The organism is Enterobacter sp. SA197 (assembly GCF_054131575.1).
In genome coordinates, this window is record NZ_CP096393.1 from 2,485,778 (window position 1) to 2,503,466 (window position 17,689).

General features: G+C 50.0%; 15 protein-coding genes. 8 read left to right on the forward strand and 7 right to left on the reverse strand.

Going from position 1 to position 17,689, the window contains the following annotated elements; translation table 11 throughout:
* Positions 1–197 precede the first annotated feature (197 nt).
* The 3 genes from M1D91_RS11690 to M1D91_RS11700 form a co-directional block, all read right to left on the reverse strand.
* Positions 198–1,772 (reverse strand): methyl-accepting chemotaxis protein, encoded by a 1,575-nt coding sequence (locus M1D91_RS11690; RefSeq protein WP_437433856.1) that lies wholly within the window; start codon positions 1,770–1,772, stop codon positions 198–200.
* A 259-nt stretch (positions 1,773–2,031) separates the two neighbouring features.
* Positions 2,032–3,270 (reverse strand): EAL and HDOD domain-containing protein, encoded by a 1,239-nt coding sequence (locus M1D91_RS11695; protein ID WP_437433857.1) that lies wholly within the window; start codon positions 3,268–3,270, stop codon positions 2,032–2,034.
* 273 nt (positions 3,271–3,543) lie between these two features.
* On the reverse strand, positions 3,544–3,789 hold the full coding sequence (locus M1D91_RS11700; RefSeq protein ID WP_437433858.1) for a DUF2543 family protein: 246 nt from the start codon (positions 3,787–3,789) through the stop codon (positions 3,544–3,546).
* A 292-nt stretch (positions 3,790–4,081) separates the two neighbouring features.
* On the opposite strand from M1D91_RS11700, the gene M1D91_RS11705 reads away from it, so the two are divergent.
* The 5 genes from M1D91_RS11705 (at position 4,082) to arsC (ending at position 10,796) form a co-directional block, all read left to right on the forward strand.
* Positions 4,082–6,649: an EAL domain-containing protein gene (locus tag M1D91_RS11705; protein WP_437433859.1), complete on the forward strand. Its 2,568-nt coding sequence runs from the start codon at positions 4,082–4,084 to the stop codon at positions 6,647–6,649.
* Between the two features lie 208 nt (positions 6,650–6,857).
* Complete coding sequence (locus M1D91_RS11710; protein WP_437433860.1) at positions 6,858–8,510, forward strand: methyl-accepting chemotaxis protein; 1,653 nt, start codon at positions 6,858–6,860, stop codon at positions 8,508–8,510.
* Between the two features lie 194 nt (positions 8,511–8,704).
* The gene (locus tag M1D91_RS11715; RefSeq protein ID WP_437433861.1) at positions 8,705–9,025 is read left to right on the forward strand and encodes a metalloregulator ArsR/SmtB family transcription factor; all 321 of its coding nucleotides are present in this window, start codon (positions 8,705–8,707) and stop codon (positions 9,023–9,025) included.
* 44 nt (positions 9,026–9,069) lie between these two features.
* Positions 9,070–10,359: an arsenic transporter gene (locus tag M1D91_RS11720; RefSeq protein WP_437433862.1), complete on the forward strand. Its 1,290-nt coding sequence runs from the start codon at positions 9,070–9,072 to the stop codon at positions 10,357–10,359.
* An 11-nt stretch (positions 10,360–10,370) separates the two neighbouring features.
* The gene (arsC, locus tag M1D91_RS11725) at positions 10,371–10,796 is read left to right on the forward strand and encodes a glutaredoxin-dependent arsenate reductase (RefSeq protein ID WP_437433863.1); all 426 of its coding nucleotides are present in this window, start codon (positions 10,371–10,373) and stop codon (positions 10,794–10,796) included.
* A 115-nt stretch (positions 10,797–10,911) separates the two neighbouring features.
* Here arsC and M1D91_RS11730 read toward each other — a convergent pair whose 3' ends face one another.
* On the reverse strand, positions 10,912–11,940 hold the full coding sequence (locus M1D91_RS11730) for a methionine synthase (protein ID WP_437433864.1): 1,029 nt from the start codon (positions 11,938–11,940) through the stop codon (positions 10,912–10,914).
* A gap of 27 nt (positions 11,941–11,967) precedes the next feature.
* Positions 11,968–12,951 (reverse strand): DUF1852 domain-containing protein, encoded by a 984-nt coding sequence (locus M1D91_RS11735; RefSeq protein ID WP_437433865.1) that lies wholly within the window; start codon positions 12,949–12,951, stop codon positions 11,968–11,970.
* Between the two features lie 389 nt (positions 12,952–13,340).
* Here M1D91_RS11735 and M1D91_RS11740 point away from each other — a divergent pair, with 389 nt between their 5' ends.
* Both M1D91_RS11740 and M1D91_RS11745 read left to right on the forward strand, forming a co-directional pair.
* Positions 13,341–13,823, forward strand: a complete 483-nt coding sequence (locus tag M1D91_RS11740; protein ID WP_437433866.1) for a cold-shock protein — start codon at positions 13,341–13,343, stop codon at positions 13,821–13,823.
* Between the two features lie 111 nt (positions 13,824–13,934).
* Complete coding sequence (locus tag M1D91_RS11745; RefSeq protein WP_437433867.1) at positions 13,935–14,330, forward strand: VOC family protein; 396 nt, start codon at positions 13,935–13,937, stop codon at positions 14,328–14,330.
* Between the two features lie 59 nt (positions 14,331–14,389).
* Here M1D91_RS11745 and M1D91_RS11750 read toward each other — a convergent pair whose 3' ends face one another.
* On the reverse strand, positions 14,390–15,268 hold the full coding sequence (locus M1D91_RS11750) for a DMT family transporter (RefSeq protein ID WP_437433868.1): 879 nt from the start codon (positions 15,266–15,268) through the stop codon (positions 14,390–14,392).
* A gap of 102 nt (positions 15,269–15,370) precedes the next feature.
* Here M1D91_RS11750 and M1D91_RS11755 point away from each other — a divergent pair, with 102 nt between their 5' ends.
* Complete coding sequence (locus tag M1D91_RS11755) at positions 15,371–16,705, forward strand: aminotransferase-like domain-containing protein (protein ID WP_437433869.1); 1,335 nt, start codon at positions 15,371–15,373, stop codon at positions 16,703–16,705.
* On the opposite strand, the gene M1D91_RS11760 is transcribed toward M1D91_RS11755, so the two are convergent.
* Entirely contained in the window at positions 16,692–17,642 is a 951-nt protein-coding gene (locus M1D91_RS11760) for a zinc-dependent alcohol dehydrogenase family protein (protein ID WP_437433870.1), read from the reverse strand. The two genes, M1D91_RS11755 and M1D91_RS11760, sit on opposite strands and share 14 nt — an antisense overlap.
* Positions 17,643–17,689 lie beyond the last annotated feature (47 nt).

A 17,689-nucleotide genomic window follows, 5' to 3' on the forward strand; every position in this document is an offset into this window, starting at 1 on the left:
TAGCAATTCGTCTGATACTGCAAACTTCAATGCCGTGTCAGACGATAAGCAAGCAGAGTAATTGAAAGTGGCTGTTGAGGAAGCTGAGGGAGGGGGATTTAGTAAGGAGAAGTGCTAAATTAGGATATGGATATGGAGAAAAAACCAGGTAACAGGACGCCGATAATTCTGCGTCCTGATCTACAATGACCCAGTTATTAGGCGTTCTGCATACGCAGCTGGAAGAAACGCACCGAATCGCGCAGCATTTCACTCTGCTCCGTCATTGACTGGGCGGCGACCGCTGCCTGTTCTACCAACGAAGCGTTCTGTTGCGTCACGGTATCCATCTGGTCTATCGCCAGGCTTATCTCTTTGATGCCCTGATGCTGTTCAGTGGATGCCGCAGAAATTTCCGCTACGATGTCGGTGACTTTATTCACGGAAGTCACTATCTGCTCCATTGCACGGCTGGCCGTGTCGGCATAACGCGATCCATCAGTAATTTTGTCGACGGTGCCTTCAATCAAAAGCTTGATCTCTTTGGCCGCCGAAGAACTTTTTTGCGCCAGGTTACGCACTTCCCCGGCGACCACGGCAAAACCTTTACCTTGCTCTCCCGCACGGGCTGCTTCGACGGCGGCATTCAGCGCGAGGATGTTGGTCTGGAAAGCAATGCCTTCGATTACAGAGATAATATCGACAATTTTCTGCGAGCTATGGGCGATTTCATGCATACGCTTGAGCATATCATCGACCTCTTTGCCGCCTTTTACCGCCGTCTGCGAGGTTTCACGCGCCAGTTCACTCGCCTTTCTGGCGTTATCAGCATTACTTTTCACGTTCTCAGTGATCTGCTGCATGTTGGAAGAGGTCTGAACCAGAGAGGCAGCCTGTTCCTCAGTGCGCTGAGAAAGATCGCTGTTACCTTGCGCAATTTCATTAGCGGCAAGCGATATGGATTCGCTGCCATTAATGATGCCATCAATAATTTCAGCCAGCTTACTGTTCATCAGCTTAATGGTTGCTAACAGGCTGTTATTGTCGTTGTCGCGTAATTGCACGTCGGCTTTCAGATTGCCCGACGCAATTTCATGCATAATTGATACCGCATAGGCGGGCTCGCCACCTAACTGGCGGGAGAGGCTGCGCGAGATAAAGAGGGCGATGAACCCGGTGGCAATCAGCGCAAGCAGCAGCAAAGCAGAGAAAGTATAAAGCGCGCTGGTATAACCGGCCTGAGAAGCGCGTCCGGCCGAATCGCCCATAGCAACTTCCTGATCAACCAGTTTCGCGAGATCTGCCATCAATGAAGTGCGGTATTTAGAGGAGACCGCACCGCTAATTTTTGACGCTTCCTCCAGCCTGCCTGCGCTAACCGCTTCGATTACTTTGCCGTTAACGTCGACAAAGTTGCGAAAGTTATCAGCGACCGTTGTAAACAGGGCGCGCATCTCCTCAGGTGCGTCCTTACTGAGTTTTTCATAATGCTGCTGTGCATTGAGGAAGATTGCCTGATTTTGCAGCAGTTCCACGCGATGCTTTTCACGTTCTTCAGGGGTAACTGAGGCAATATACTGGGTTTGTTGAAGCCGCATTTCCGATAATACGCCACGCATCTCGAGCGTATAGCGAATGCCCGGCATACGATTTTCGCGAAATTTGTCGATATGATGATTGGTCGCGTTGAGCTGATAAATGGCAACAGCGCCCAGAATGAGCATCATTGCTATTAAGATAGAAAAACCGGTTAGTAATTTTGTTAATACAGATGTCTGGGACAATTTTTTCATGGTCGTCATTTTTGTTATGAATGGTAATAGTAATAACGGCACGCAGGCGAGAATGTTGATTTTATTTAATTGATCTTAATCACACAATTTTATCGTCATAAGATTGTGGTAATGCCCAAAAAGCAAGTTTACCTTAAGGGTTAAGATAATTGTTAATAATGTAAATAAAATGAAAATAAAATAATCATTATCAAGATGAAATAATGTTTCAAAAGAAACAGTCACCTGCTGGTAAAATACCAAACGTGACGAGTTCGGATTATTTACCGAACCCGACAGGGATCTCATCGGCCCATTTCGTGGCCCTGTTCATCATTTCCATAACAGTATGTTCAGAGATACCCAGTTCTCCCGCCATGTCACTGGCTTCCGTCCACAAACGTTTCTCATAGAGTTGCGCAAGAGTCACATAGCGATAGAGTATACCTTCCTGATCTTTAAGCGCTTCCATGACCTCTGGCGACACAGCGATTTGGCCCATTAACTCGTCGAGGGGCGTTTCAAGGATCACATCCAGCAGGGAGAACAGACCAACCATGAATGCTTCATTGGACAAGGCATGTGACGAACTGCGTCCGGCCAAAAGCTCACAAAACTTGGCACGGATCAGGCTCATATAATAAATCTCTGCGGTTCTGACGGTCTCAAATGAGGTTAAACATGCCACCAGCACAAAACGGCGCAGCTCATTAATGCCTAAATAGAGCACAATATCTTTCAAAGACTGATTGCGAAGTCCTGTTATCCCCCGGGTGTTATAGAGGATATTTTGCGCATAACGCATAATTTTAAAGGATAACGAAACGTCGCGTTTAAGCAGATCCTCAATCCTGTTCAGGCTCGGATATTCAACGTTCACTTCCTGCATAAGCTTTAGCGCAAATGCGCGATTATGCATCAACTTGTTTCTTTTATAGACAACCGGTTTGCTGAAAAAGTAACCCTGAAAGAGTTTGAAGCCCATTTTTTTATAGGCGTCGTACTCTTCGTTAGTTTCAACTTTTTCTGCTAACAACACAACGTTGCGTATTAGCTGGCGATGGTGTTGAAGATAACTTCCAATCTCCTGCTGCGTATTTTTTTGTACATCAAATTTAATGACATTGACGTAAGGAATGAAAATATCCCATTCCGGACTCATCGTGAAATCGTCAAGTGCCAGGCGAAACCCCAGGCTATGCAGCCTTTTTACAGCACTGAGGAGCTGCTGATCGGGGGAGGCGGTTTCCAGAATCTCGATAACAACACGGTTTTTTGGCAGTGTTTCTGCCAGCCCGTCCAGTATTAACTGATGCGGGAAGTTAACGTAAACCGAATTGGTTTCGTTTTTACGTCCTACCGGGGCACCAAAAAACTGCTCTTCGATAAGCTGGGTAGTGGCTTGTTCAGAAGACACATCCGGGAAACGGTTAGTCATGCTATCCCTGAAAAGCAGTTCATAGCCGACGGTGTTCATTTGACTATCGAAAATAGCCTGTCTGGCTACAAAAGCATACATTCGCTACCTCATCATTCCGCTCGAACTCATAACTCCACGTGATACAAGTTACCTTAACAGGCTGACGAAATGAAACTGTTAATGATGCAAAAAATTTGCAAATTAAATGTAAAAGGTCGGGAAAAGCCAGAAAATGCCGTGCATTTTAGTTAAAGCACGCATTTTGCTGCTTAAACCACCGCTACGCGGACCTGTCACCGGTGGTAGCGCCTACCGCCGGGCAACAGATTCACATCGTGCTGAGGATGAGCAGAAACGGGTCTTCGGGATGGGTTATTCATTGCCCCATTGGTTAAGGAACTCCGCAATTTCATCGATGCGGGCGGGATTAATGCCCGCTTCGAGTGCCATTTCACCCTGCGCTTCCTCACTGATCTCTTCGTTATTCATTAAACGGGTTAACAGTAACTGAAAGTAAGCCGCCAGCGCGTCGCGCTCGGCCTCATCGACCGGTTCGTTCGCCTCCGTCGCGTACTCATCTGCGATGTCATAGTATTTCAAAGAGATTTCCTGATTCATCAATCACTCCTGGTGCGTGTGCGCCTGTCAGTGGCAGCTATTACGGTATGTGCTGGATCATAGCATCTTTCGCGCCGCTATGAGGCTGGAGTCACGCTGGTGAGCAAATCCGCAGAGCGTGCGCATTTTTTAAACAAGAGAAATGTTTTATCAAGACAGCAAAAGAAATAGATAAAGAAGTCAGCGCGTTAGAATCCAGGAAATTTTATTACATTAATAAGTGAAATTGCCGATAAGTACATAACAGATAACATCATCTGATTTCTAATATAAAAAAATCGAGAACGGTTATATGGTTAATTTTCATCAAGATCTTACCTACGACGTGCCAGGGAAATCCAAATCATTGATAATGAGAACATTTATCATTCTGGTTCCTGTTGTGATAGGTGTGTTTATTGCCGCAATAAGCTCACTGTTTTATATCTCAGAACAGGTAAATTTTATTACAGACAGACATGATAGCTTTTTAATCACCCATGCTTTTGAAAAAAGGCAGTCAGATATGCGAAGCCATTTGCAAGATAACGCCGAGTGGGGCGAGGCTTATGTTCATTTGCATAATAAGGTGGACACGACGTGGGCCTGGGATAGCCAGAACCTTGGCAAATCAATCTTCGACAATTTTGGCTATGAAGGTGTTTTTGTGGTCTCTCACGACGAGAAGACAAACTACAGCGTCATCAATGGCAAACTCGTTTCGCAGGACCTGAAAGCGTGGCTCGGAGATGAAGCGTTGGCCGCTGACTTATTTCAACGTGTAAATAAGAACAATGGCAAAACCGTATCTTATCTTGCTATTACTAATTCAGTATTGAGTATTGTTTCCGCCGCCTGGATTGTTCCGGGAGAGGATAATCGTGTCTCTTATCGATCATCGGTCCACTCTTATTTGATTTTTGTAGACAGACTAACGCCGGAAAAATTAAAAAGGATGGGTGAGGAAATTGGCGTTAATGATATTCGCATAATAAATAACGCAGAGCAGAATTTTATCTCCAGCCAACGCGTCCTTTCTCTAAACTCCGCCGCAGGCCGTATTAGCGTGGGTTGGAATAGCGAAAACCCCGGGAAAAATCTTCTTGTCGTTCAGATGCCGCTGTTGTTTATTATCATGCTCCTCACTGTGATTCTGCTGCTGCTATTGCTTCGTCACCTGATAAAAAAAGCCAAGGCTCAGGATGAAAAAACTAAACTCTTGTGGCGCACCCGTCTGGCATTACAAAAAAGCGAGGAGCGTTTTCGCGATGCCAGCGAAATTACCAGTGACTGGCTCTGGGAGTCCGATGCCCATCTGACTATCACCTGGATTTCTGACAAATTCTCAACGGTTACTGGCCTTGATAAGAAGGACTGGATCGGTAAAAGTCTGGGGACTTTATTCCCGGAACAACAAAATCTGTTTAGCAACTGGTACGCACAAGAACAACCACCGCACTGCGTGGCTGAACACTGCCGGTATTTCACCAAAGATAATCACACGCGAATCTGTACGTTGGTTGCAAAAAAAATTGTTCTGGAAAATGGAGCAATCGGATTTCGCGGTGCCGCCACGGATATTACTGATGAAGTCGAAGCAATTAAACGTATCCACTATCTTTCTTTCCACGACGAGCTCACCGGTTTACCTAATCGCCATCAGATAAAAGAGCATCTCAATACGCATATCAGCAATTTACAAAACAGCCCCTTTGCACTCATCAGTATCGATCTTGATAAATTTAAACCTGTTAACGATCTTTTTGGTCATGCCGCCGGGGACGCATTATTAGCTGAGGTTTCGGTTCGTCTCCAGCGCTGTCTGCGCAAATGTGACCTGGTTGCGAGGCAGGGGGGTGATGAATTTTTAGTGGTACTCTCGGCGATGGATGAAATCCATAACATTAATGACATTTGCGCCCGGATTGTGGAGGCGTTAAATCATCCCTTTGTTATTGAAGGCAATGAGATATCTGTTGGCGTCAGTATGGGCGTAACGCTGGCACCTGAGCACGGCACCACCAGCACCGATCTTCTACGCTATGCCGATATTGCCCTGTACCGCGCCAAACAGACTGGAAGGAATAAGTGGGTTCTCTATCACCCTGATATGTATGAAGAAATTTCCGAACGCAGGCAGCTGGAAATCGAGTTGCGCTCGGCAATACATAACAATCAGCTCTTCCTGGTCTACCAGCCAAGGTACAATGCCTGCACTAACAGGATTGAGGCCGTTGAGGCACTGGTTCGCTGGCGTCATCCACAGAAAGGTATCGTGATGCCGGATACCTTTATACCCGTTGCCGAGGATACGGGGTTAATTGTTGACCTTAGTGACTGGGTATTGAAACGCGCCTGTACTGATGCACCGCTTTATTTCAGGAATAAAGCGGTGTCGGTAAATATTTCCGCTATAGAGTTTAGTTCAGGCGATCTTTGTTCCCGAATCGCCAGAATTATTGCCGAAACCGGGTTTGATCCCCACAAACTGGAAATTGAAGTCACCGAAAATGTCATTCTCACGGATCCGGATAAGACCTTTAACATCATGAAAAAACTCAAAGAGCAGGGCGTCCGTTTTCTCATCGATGACTTTGGCACGGGCTATGCGTCAGTGAGTTATCTACGTAAATTCCATTTTGACGGCATCAAACTTGATAAGAGTTTTGTTAATGCAATGGACGAGTCGGCAGAGAGTCAGAATGTGGTCGAGAAAATGATCGCGCTGGGTAAAGCTTATTCTATGGAGGTCACCGCTGAAGGGGTCGAAACAGAGCAGCAGATGAATTTTTTGATAGAAAATCAATGTGATGTGCTGCAAGGATATTATATTAGCAAACCTGTTGAAAGACAGCTGCTGGATTTGAGTTTTAGACGATAACGATAAAAACTTCGCTTTACGGGAGTGAGAGGTGAAGTATCTCACATTCCCGTAAACCTCACCGAAAGGTAACTGCGATCGTTCAGAATTAACCATAAAGTTTGCCTGAGTTTCCGCCGATAACATAACAGTGAATAAATTAGATAATTAAGCATGGCTTATCCTTTATGCGCGCCAGCTTAACTTTATCACGGAGATCGAGGGATTTATGATTATAAAGAATTTGCAGGTGGGAACACGTATGGCAACCGGGTTCGCACTGCTCATCATGATGATAGTCATCATGGGAGCAAGCTCCTACTGGCTGACCGTGAACAGTGAAAAAAAAGTAGATGAAATAATTCAGTGGCATCTGGTTAAAGAACGATTAGTTAATGACTGGGTACAGCTCGTCAGCGTTAATAATGGCCTTGCACTGGCGGCAATGAACGCCAGGGATGTCAAAGCACAGGATGACATTCTGAAAACCATGAAAACGAATTCAGAACGCATAAATTCAGTGCAGAAAACACTCACCCCCTTATTACGGCTGCCAACGGGCAAACGCCTCCTTGAAAATGTCGTGAGTGCAAGAGAGAAATATGTCTCACTGCGTACAAATGGCTTTAAGCTTGCCCGCGAAGGTAATCAAGAGATAACCACTGCTTTTATTTCATCGCAATTTTACCCTGCCACAGAAGGGTACGTTAACGCGCTGATGGAGCTAAAGTCGTTTCAGAAGTCATTAATCGATAAGTCGTATCTCGGTGTACACAATGAAGCCTCCTCTTCAAAAACCATAATTCTGACCTTTATCCTGTTGAGTATTGTCTCGGGTATCGGGATTTCATTGTATATCACCCGCAGTATCACTCGCCCTTTAGCAGAGGCGGTGTCGGTTGCAAAACGGGTTTCAGCAGGCGAATTAACGGTAGATGTCAACGTGCATTCGAGAGATGAACTTGGCAACCTGCTGCTCTCCCTCAAAGAGATGACGGTCGGGCTGAACTCAACCGTCAGCCATGTAAGAAAAGGTGCCGAAAACATCTCGCTTGCCGCGAATGAGATTAATGCAGGCAATCACGACCTTGCCTCCAGAACAGAAGAACAAGCAGCCAGTGTGGAAGAGACAGCGGCAACCCTCGAACAGTTAACGGCCACCATCAAAAGTACGGCGGAAAATTCACGCACTGTGAATCATCTGTTTGGCGAAGCTGGCGATGTCATTCAAAAAAATAGCAAACGCATGCATGAGGTCTCCGTGAGCATGCAGGACATCTATGCCGCTTCCGGGCAGATGAACGCTATCGTTACGGCTATCGAAGGGATTGCGTTCCAGACAAATATACTCGCGCTCAATGCGGCAGTTGAAGCCGCGCGGGCAGGGGAGCAGGGCCGAGGATTTGCCGTGGTCGCCGGAGAAGTACGTACCCTGGCACAACGAAGCTCCTCTTCAGCGAAGGAGATCAGGGAGATAATCGGATCGTCACTTGGCAAAATCGACACCTGTCGTACTCTGGTCGATGATGCGGACAGCGGAATGAAAGATATCGTCGCGAATGTCGCCAGCGTGCAGAAACTGGTGGATGACATTACCAAAGCCAGCCTTGAGCAGAGTGATGGTATTCATCAGATAAACCTGGCGATGGGGCAAATCGATACCACAACTCAGCAAAATGCTGCCCTGGTTGAAGAGTCCTCAGCTGCCAGCACCTCTCTTCAGGAGCAGGCTGCCCTGCTGGTTGACAGCGTAAAAGTCTTCACCTGCCGGGACACCGAGCAGGAACCGCTGGCGGTGAAAAAAGAGAGTGTTAAATCTAAGGGCGTCGCACATGTTCGTCCTGCCGGGAAACTGGTGAATGAAGAATGGGTAAATTTCTGACGCCCTTCGTCTCCCTTAAACAGAGCGCAAGCTTGTGACGTGAACGGCCGCGGTTTTTTAAACGATGGCCGTCACTCAGCAGTTGAAGTCATGCCTTACCACTCCGCTTTTGGCGCAACCAGGATCATATCTGGCTTTTCACTTTCATCACATATGGTTTAACATATATGAAAACCATTGCGATAAGGCCGGATATGCTTCTTCCGCTTCATCTCTTCAAAATGCTCTCCGATGAGACCCGGCTTTCAATAGTGCTGCTGCTTCGTGAAGCCGGTGAGCTGTGTGTCTGTGATCTTTGCGGCGCGACCGGAGAATCTCAGCCAAAAATATCCAGGCATATGGCTATGTTACGTGACGTTAACCTTGTGGCTGACCGCCGTGAGGGGAAATGGGTGCATTACCGTTTATCGCCACATATTCCGGCATGGGCCGCCAGCATTATCGATTCCGCGTGGAATGCGCAGCGGGAAATGTTGCAATCCAGGGTGAAAGCGATTTCGCCGGGAAGGTGCTAAATGCAAAATACATATTCCCCAATCTATATGTGATGGAGAGCGTTATGTTTCTGGCAGGTGCTATTTTTTTATTCACACTAGTGCTGGTTATCTGGCAGCCTAAAGGGTTAAGTATTGGCTGGGGCGCTGTCATCGGTGCTTTGCTGGCGATGCTAAGTGGCGTTATCCATCCCGGCGATATCCCTGTTGTCTGGAATATTGTCTGGAATGCGACGGCCACCTTCATCGCCGTTATTATCATCAGTCTGTTGCTGGATGAATGCGGCTTTTTCAAATGGGCGGCGTTACACGTATCGCGATGGGGTAAAGGGCGTGGCAGACTGCTTTTCACTTATATTGTCTTACTGGGTGCTGCCGTCGCGGCGCTATTTGCTAATGACGGTGCCGCTTTAATTCTGACACCCATCGTTATTGCCATGTTACTGGCGTTAGGCTTCAGCAAACGCGCCACCCTGGCCTTTGTGATGGCAGCGGGTTTTATTGCAGATACCGCCAGTCTGCCGCTTGTGGTCTCTAATCTCGTTAATATTGTGTCGGCTGACTTTTTCGGGCTTGGTTTCTCTGAATATGCGGCGGTGATGGTTCCGGTTAACCTGGCAACCATTGCTGCAACACTGTTCACGCTGCATCTCTTTTTTCGCCGTGATATTCCCCCCGTTTACGACCTCGACAAGCTTGAGGCACCAGCACTGGCGATAACGGATCGGGCAACCTTTAACACCGGCTGGATAGTTCTGGTCATTCTTCTTGTCGGGTTTTTCGTGCTGGAGCCGCTCGGCATTCCGGTCAGCGCCATTGCCGCAACCGGTGCCGCGATATTATTAGCGGTAGCGAAAAAAGGTCAGGTCATCAGCACCGGAAAAGTGCTACGTAGCGCGCCCTGGCAGATCGTTATCTTTTCGTTGGGTATGTATCTGGTTGTTTACGGGTTGCGTAATGCAGGACTGACCGTTTTTCTTACGCAACTTCTCAACTGGCTTGCTGATAAAGGCGTGTGGGTGACAACGCTGGGCACGGGCCTTATCACCGCCTTTCTCTCCTCAGTGATGAATAATATGCCGACGGTGTTAATTGGTGCCCTGTCCATCGAGGCCAGTTCAGCCGCAGGGGTGATAAAAGAAGCAATGGTGTACGCAAACGTCATCGGCTGCGACCTCGGCCCCAAAATAACGCCTATCGGCAGCCTTGCCACGTTGCTCTGGCTTCACGTTCTCTCGCAGAAAAATATGCATATCACCTGGGGATACTATTTCCGCACCGGTATCGTTATGACCCTGCCGGTACTGTTAGTCACCCTGGCAGCACTGGCACTGCGGCTTTCATTTTCTTATTAACGGGATCGCTCATGAACACCATTACCATTTATCACAATCCTGACTGCGGCACGTCCCGGAACACGCTGGCGCTTATCCGAAACTCCGGCACAGAGCCTGAGATCATTTTTTATCTGGACACGCCACCGTCACGCGATGAACTGGTGACGCTGATTGCGGATATGGGGATCACCGTGCGCCAGCTACTGCGCAAAAATGTTCCCCCTTACGACATGCTTGGGCTGGACGATGACCACTTCACGGATGACGAGCTAATTGACGCTATCCTTCAGCACCCGATTCTGATGAACCGGCCGGTGGTGGTTACGCCACGGGGTACACGTCTGTGTCGCCCCTCAGAAGTGGTACTGGAGATTCTGCCCGATGAGCAAAAAGCAGCCTTTGTCAAAGAAGATGGTGAAGCCGTGATCGACGCACAGGGCAGGCGCATAAAATAGTGCTCTGTAGTCCGGGTCAATAACAAGGCACTGGCCCGTAAATGCTCTGACGGGCCAGTGCCAGCATGACAGGGGATGCCCTGCGTTACCTGAATGAGGGTTACCTGAATGAGAACTACGCCGTAAGCGCCTTGCGTACGATTTCCGCACCTGCGGTCAGGGCGTTAAGTTTGCCTGTGGCTACCCGGCGAGGCAGGGGAGCCATGCCACAGTTTGTTGATGGATAAAGCTTGTCGGCATCCACAAACTGAAGTGCTTTGCGTAAGGTGGTGGCAACCTCTTCCGGCGTTTCAATCGCATGGTTGGCAACATCAATCGCCCCGACCATCACTTTTTTACCGCGAATCAACTCAAGCAGATCCATAGGTACATGCGAGTTGTGACATTCCAGCGAAATGATGTCGATACTGGACGTCTGTAACTTCGGAAACGCCTCTTCATATTGGCGCCACTCGGAACCTAATGTCTTTTTCCAGTCGGTATTGGCTTTAATGCCGTAGCCGTAACAGATGTGTACCGCGGTCTCACACTTCAGCCCTTCAACGGCTCGTTCCAGCGCCGCGATGCCCCAGTCATTCACCTCGTCAAAGAAAACATTAAAGGCCGGTTCGTCAAACTGGATAATATCCACCCCGGCGGCCTCAAGCTCTTTCGCTTCCTGATTCAGTATTTTGGCGAATTCCCAGGCCAGCTTTTCCCGGCTTTTATAATGTGCATCATAGAGTGTATCAATCATGGTCATCGGACCGGGCAACGCCCATTTAATGGGGTTCCTGGTCAGTTGGCGTAGAAATCTGGCATCCTCGACAAACACCGGCTTCTGGCGGGAAACGTCACCTACAACGGTCGGCACGCTGGCGTCGTAGCGATTACGAATTTTAACGACTTCGCGTTTCTCAAAGTCCACACCGCTCAGGTGCTCGATAAAGGTCGTCACAAAATGCTGGCGGGTCTGTTCGCCATCGCTGACGATATCGATGCCAGCGCGGAGCTGATCGAACAGTGACAGACTGAGCGCATCCTTTTTTCCGTCCGCTAACGTCTCATCGCTCAACTTCCAGGGTGACCATAATTTTTCCGGCTCAGCAAGCCAGGACGGTTTAGGCAGACTGCCCGCCGTTGATGTGGGAAGCAATATTTTCATAACAGGTGACCTTATTGTTTTTGTAAATCAAAGCGCGTCGTGAGCAGCCCATTGCTCAAGAATATTTTTATACGGCTTGATGAAATGTGTTTCAGTGAATTTTCCCTGCTCAACGGCCAGCTGGCTGCGCTCTTCACGGTCATAAACGATTTTGGTTAATGAGTGATCCTGATGGTTGAGATTCGGTTGGTAGCAGTATCCGGCGGCGGAATTCGCATTATAAATCTCCGGACGATAAATCTTCTGGAAGGTTTCCATGGTGCTTATCGTCCCAATCAGTTCGAGATTAGAATAATCAGCCAGTAAATCGCCCATGTAATAGAAGGCCAGCGGGGCAACGCTGTTTACCGGCATAAAGTAACGAACCTGCAGACCCATTTTTTTAAAATAGGCTTCGGTAAGAGAGGTGCCCTCCTGCCGATATTCCTTGCCCAGCACCGGGTGCTGGTTTCCCGTCTGATAATAAGTATTTTTGTTTGATACGCTCAGACAGATAACGGGCGCTTTGCTAAAGTTTTGCTGGTATTCCGCCGAGAGAATAAACCGTTTGAAAATAGTGCCGTGCAACCCACCAAAGTCCTCGGGAACGCTGAATTCTGTGCGGTTTTTGTTATGTTCTGCAAGCAGCACGCTGAAGTCGTAATCACGCACGTATGATGAGAAGTTATTTCCCACTATGCCGTCGATACGTGCATTGTTTTTCTTATCAATAATACGGGTTTTCAGGATCTCGATAGCGGGGAAAGCATGACTGCCTTCTTCGGTATTAATGTTCATCTCGGCAGAGATAATATCCAGCTCGACAGCATAACGATCCGCTGTGGGGTTATCCCAGTGCGCCAGGGTGTTAAAGCGATTCGTTATCATCAGTAACGTGTTACGCAGGTTTTCGCGACGGTTCTGGCCTCTGGCTAAATTAGCAAAGTTGGTGGTAATACGCGTATTTTCTGAAGGGTTATAATTCTCATCAAAAGTACTGCTCTTGATGGTAAATGAAAAAGTATTATTCATCGCGATTTTGCACCCTGGGTTTGAGATAATAACTGAAATCACCTGGTGTTATCGGCTCAGGTATCCAGTCGGTATCGTGTTATCAATACGTTAATTATCATCTTTTATGCCAGAGCGGCTGAATGAGTGAAAGCGACTAAATTTCACTGCATCATGAATCCTCCTCATGATTCTGGATAAGCCGGTAAAAAAATCGAGAAACTGCTCCACGTGGCGCGGAAACATAGCGTGGCTTTCTCACCAGACCCTCCGGTAACTGAAGGCGCGTTTATCTCCTCGCCGGCGGGCACATTTTCATCCAGACTTAACGCAAAGACATGGTCTGGGCAGGCATTGTGCTTTACACTGCGCGCTGCAAAAATTTTGGCAGATAAACGAATCAGGCGGTAATGGCGATGAACGGTACGATCACAACGTGGTTTAAAGAGAAAGGCTTTGGTTTTATCAAAGATGAGAACGGGGATAACCGCTATTTTCACGTGATCAAAGTCGCCAACCCGGACCTGATCAAGAAAGATGCGGCAGTCACGTTTGAACCCACGACCAACAATAAAGGGTTATCCGCGTATGCGGTAAAAGTGATTCCTGACAGCAAATATATCTATATCGCAGGGGAGCGTCTTAAACTCACCTCCATTAAATCCTTCGTTGTCTTCAGTGAAGAGGTTCCTGTAGAAACCGGCATTAATAAAGAAAACGCGGTGTTGTCCGTGGGTATCTTGCTGAATAATATCAGGCCGAAATCCGCCGTGAGCCCTGGCGAAATGCGCTCGCTGAAAAAGCTGGCGATCACCACCTTCCAGGGCACTACCCTGATCTTCTCCGAAGATGAAATAGATATTGAAGCGACCGTGAAGATGCTGAAAGTCTGAGAGAATATCCCAGGGCCGGATCCCCTCCGGCCGATGACTCAGGGTGTATACTCTCACTTTGCAGAAGCGGCTGAAAAACCCGCGCAAGTGCCCTTATAACAGAGAGAGAACATGTCAGAAACGATTCCTGAGTTAATCCCTTTTTCTTATGTCCTCGCCGTGCGTAACCTGCAACGCAGCGCGGCCTGGTATCGTGATGTTCTTGGATTCGAACTTTTATGGCCTGAAGGGGGCGGCTGGCAGTTGGCCCGACGCGGTAGCGTAAGGATCATGCTGGGTGAATGTCCTGAGGCGAAAAGAGCCGCCGATCTGGGCGATCATAACTATTTCGCCTATCTGCACGTGACAAATGCCACCGCGTTACATGATGAGTGGGTAAGTCGGGGCGCCACAATCCTCTCGCCGCTAACCGATCAGCCCCACGGTATGCGGGAGTTTATGATTGGCACTCCGGACGGGCACCGCATGATGGTAGGGCAGACGCTGGACCTGCCGTCTCCCGCCTGAGTATCAGTGCTGAAAACCGCTCCATCGCCCCGCTGCGCGCTGGAGCGGTTAACGAGAGACTAACGGCTGAATCTGCGCGAACCTGCTACACACGCAATCACACCAAGCGTCACGAATACCATCATCAGGCTGACCGTTTCATGCAGCAGGGTGGCGGCAAGAGCGAGGGCGAAAAAAGGTTGCAGTAACTGCAATTGCCCGACAGCCGCAATCCCTCCCTGCGCTAACCCTTTGTACCAGAAAATAAATCCTACCAGCATGCTGAATAAAGAAACGTAGCCGAGTGAAAACCAGGCCGACTCGCTCACGTTACTGAAGCTGGCCGGGCGGGTAAAGAGGGCCAGGACAAGCATCAGTGGCAGGGCGAGGATCAGTGCCCAGCTTATCACCTGCCAGCCACCGAGCGCCCGCGTCAGGCGCGCCCCCTCGGCGTAGCCGAGACCGCAGACCAGGATAGCGGCCAGCATCTGCAGATCACCCCTCAGCGAAGCACTACCTCCCTGGCTCAGGGCGTACCCGGTGACCAGGCAACTTCCCAGGCATGAGCAAACCCAGAAGGCCGGACGCGGCCTTTCCCCGCCGCGGATGACGCCAAAAATTGCCGTCGTCATCGGCAGAAGACCAAGAAAAACGATGGAATGCGCGGAGGTTACGTGCTGCAGGGCCATCGCTGTCAGCAGCGGAAAGCCGATCACAACCCCCAGTGAAACCACGATCAGAGAGAGGACCTGCCGACGGTCAGGACCTTTTCCCTTCAGCACCAATACCAGTATCAGCGCCAGAACGCCGGCGATGGAGGCGCGGCTGACGGTGAGAAACAGCGGATCAAAATCCAGCACCGCCACTCGGGTTGCCGGCAGTGAACCGCTAAAAATGAGCATACCCGCGAAGCCATTAAGCCATCCACTGACGGCATGATTGTCTCTTAATTCCTGCATGATGCGACCTCGATTCCTTGTTGTATCCCGTCTGAGGGTTTGACAGGGGGAAGCATACGTCTGAAAATCCATGACAATCAAATTATTGTCATGGATACAATTGTGAAAGCACGCTACAAATCGATTGTTGATGAACTCGCTGATGCGATCTCCTCCGGCGGGCTGGCGCCGGGTACCCGCCTGCCTACGCACCGTGCGCTGGCGGCTGAGCGGAAGATTTCGCTGGTCACGGCGACGCGGGTTTACGCTGAGCTTGAAAGCATGGGGCTGGTCAGCGGCGAGACCGGACGCGGTACCTTTGTGCGGGAAATTATGCTGCCGCGCGGTCAGGGCATTGACAGAGATGCTATCGCCACGGATGTTATCGATCTCAGTTTTAACTACCCCGCGCTGCCGGAGCAGACGGAACTGTTGCGCTCGGCCCTGCGTCAGCTGTCGGTGAGCGGCGATCTCGAATCCTTGCTTCGTTATCAACCGCACGGCGGGAAACTGACCGAACGTGCCGTCTTTGCAGCCTATCTGGCAGCCTCAGGTGTTAACACCGAGCCTGAAAACCTCCTGGTGGTGAATGGTACGCAGCATGGGTTGACGGTCGTGGTCATGGGTCTGCTCAAACCGGGCGATGTGGTTGCGGTCGATGCACTGACCTACCCGGGATTCAGAGTGCTGGCAGAACAGTTTCATCTTGAACTGGTAGCAATCCCGGCAAAGGGCGAGGCTATGGATCTGCAGGCTCTGCGTCAGGTGTGTAAAACGCGCCGCGTCAAAGCGGTTTATACCATGCCTACACTGCATAATCCGCTGGGCTGGGTGGTGGATGAGGCTTTTCGTCGCGAAATGGCCCTTATCGCACGGGAGCATGATCTGCTGATAATTGAAGATGCCACCTACGTCTGGCTGGTAGAAAATCCGCCGCTGCCCATCCACCATTACGCGCCGGAGCGTACCCTTTATCTGGCCGGATTTTCCAAAAATGTTGCCTCCGGGCTGCGGGTAGGCCTGCTTGCAGTACCCGAAAAGAGGCGGCAGGCGGTGGAGCGCGCCATCCGGGCTACGACCTGGAACACCCCCGCGCTAATGACCGCACTCGTCTGCGGCTGGGTACAGGATGGCACCGTGGCGCGGCTGGAAGGGCTCAAGCGCGAGGATGCCCGTTTTCGCCAGTCGGTGGTGCGAGAGCATTTAGCACCGCTACGTTACCAGACCCATCCGACGTCCTATTTTATCTGGCTTCCCCTGCAGGAGGAGGTGCGCGCAGACAGAGTAGTCAGTGCGTTACTCAGGGAGAATATCTCTCTCTCGACCGCCGAACCTTTCAGCGCCTCTGTCCATACGCCACATGCCGTACGGCTGGCAATTGGCTCGGTGGATATCGAAACGCTGAAAAAGGCAGTATTAACCGTCCGGGAAACCATTGAGTACTTTAACGCGCAGTAAAATCCAGCAGCGGTTTGGTCGTTCTGCCCGCTTTCTGGTAATAAGCGATGGCGGCCTGCCAGTGGGCAAGCGGAAAACGGGTGACTTCACTGAGGGTCGTCTGGCGCAGTAGCGACCAGAGGAATTCAAACTCAGCATGCCACTGCGCGGCCTTCATGGCGCGAAGCGAATCGCGCATATGAAACCAGTGCAGAGTGGCACGCCGGTTTTGCATGCTAAAAGGGCGGCCCGATAACAGACCGTAACTGACAAAGTGAGCGGTGTGCGGCAAATGGTTGAGCAGACTGTTTGCAAGCTCACCGCCAACGGCGTCATAGACAATGTCCGTATGCGTTGCACAGGACGCAATGTCGTGGATATGAGTCTGGTCAACCGGCACAATCCCTCGCTGCGCCAGTCGCGCGGCGTGAACAGCGTTGCGATAGACGCCTGTCACGGTTTTCGCACCAGACATCAATGCCCACTGCCCGAGCAGTTGTGCGCACTCTGACCCGGCGGCTGTGACCAGCACCCGTTTCCCCGCAGGCGAAACACGCTGTTGCATCAGTATGGCGGCAAGAGGATTGATGTAAGCGCGGGCGGCCATGTCATCGCCTATCTCATCCGGTACGGGGACCGCCAGCTGCGCCGGGCAATCGATATAGCGTTGCCAGGTCCCCTGGCCCCGAAGTGGGAGCACACGCGTGCCGATTAACCGGGCATAGCGAGCAGGAGCGTCAACGACCGTGCCCACCCCCTCATACCCGGCAATCTGTGGTGGCCTGATACGATGACCATAAGCGCCGGTAATCGGGATCAGATCTGACGCGTTAATCGGTGAAAGCAGCATACGTACCCGGAGCTTATCCGCATCCAGGGGACCCTGCGCCTCGCTGATGTACTGAAGGGTGGTTTCTGGCTCACCGAAACTATCGTAACGCAGAAAGGTGTTAATCATAGTCGCGAGACAATCCTACCCTTGCCGATGGAAGGGTACGGACGGCC

Excerpts from the sequence above, each read along its gene's own strand:
- M1D91_RS11720 (WP_437433862.1), top strand. The coding sequence starts at position 9,070 with ATGTTTCTGGCAGGTGCTATTTTTTTATTCACACTAGTGCTGGTTATC.
- M1D91_RS11735 (WP_437433865.1), bottom strand. The coding sequence starts at position 12,951 with ATGAATAATACTTTTTCATTTACCATCAAGAGCAGTACTTTTGATGAG.
- arsC (WP_437433863.1), top strand. The coding sequence starts at position 10,371 with ATGAACACCATTACCATTTATCACAATCCTGACTGCGGCACGTCCCGG.
- M1D91_RS11760 (WP_437433870.1), bottom strand. The coding sequence starts at position 17,642 with ATGATTAACACCTTTCTGCGTTACGATAGTTTCGGTGAGCCAGAAACC.
- M1D91_RS11700 (WP_437433858.1), bottom strand. The coding sequence starts at position 3,789 with ATGAATCAGGAAATCTCTTTGAAATACTATGACATCGCAGATGAGTAC.
- M1D91_RS11705 (WP_437433859.1), top strand. The coding sequence starts at position 4,082 with ATGGTTAATTTTCATCAAGATCTTACCTACGACGTGCCAGGGAAATCC.
- M1D91_RS11690 (WP_437433856.1), bottom strand. The coding sequence starts at position 1,772 with ATGAAAAAATTGTCCCAGACATCTGTATTAACAAAATTACTAACCGGT.
- M1D91_RS11730 (WP_437433864.1), bottom strand. The coding sequence starts at position 11,940 with ATGAAAATATTGCTTCCCACATCAACGGCGGGCAGTCTGCCTAAACCG.
- M1D91_RS11750 (WP_437433868.1), bottom strand. The coding sequence starts at position 15,268 with ATGCAGGAATTAAGAGACAATCATGCCGTCAGTGGATGGCTTAATGGC.
- M1D91_RS11715 (WP_437433861.1), top strand. The coding sequence starts at position 8,705 with ATGCTTCTTCCGCTTCATCTCTTCAAAATGCTCTCCGATGAGACCCGG.
- M1D91_RS11740 (WP_437433866.1), top strand. The coding sequence starts at position 13,341 with ATGGCGATGAACGGTACGATCACAACGTGGTTTAAAGAGAAAGGCTTT.
- M1D91_RS11695 (WP_437433857.1), bottom strand. The coding sequence starts at position 3,270 with ATGTATGCTTTTGTAGCCAGACAGGCTATTTTCGATAGTCAAATGAAC.
- M1D91_RS11710 (WP_437433860.1), top strand. The coding sequence starts at position 6,858 with ATGATTATAAAGAATTTGCAGGTGGGAACACGTATGGCAACCGGGTTC.
- M1D91_RS11745 (WP_437433867.1), top strand. The coding sequence starts at position 13,935 with ATGTCAGAAACGATTCCTGAGTTAATCCCTTTTTCTTATGTCCTCGCC.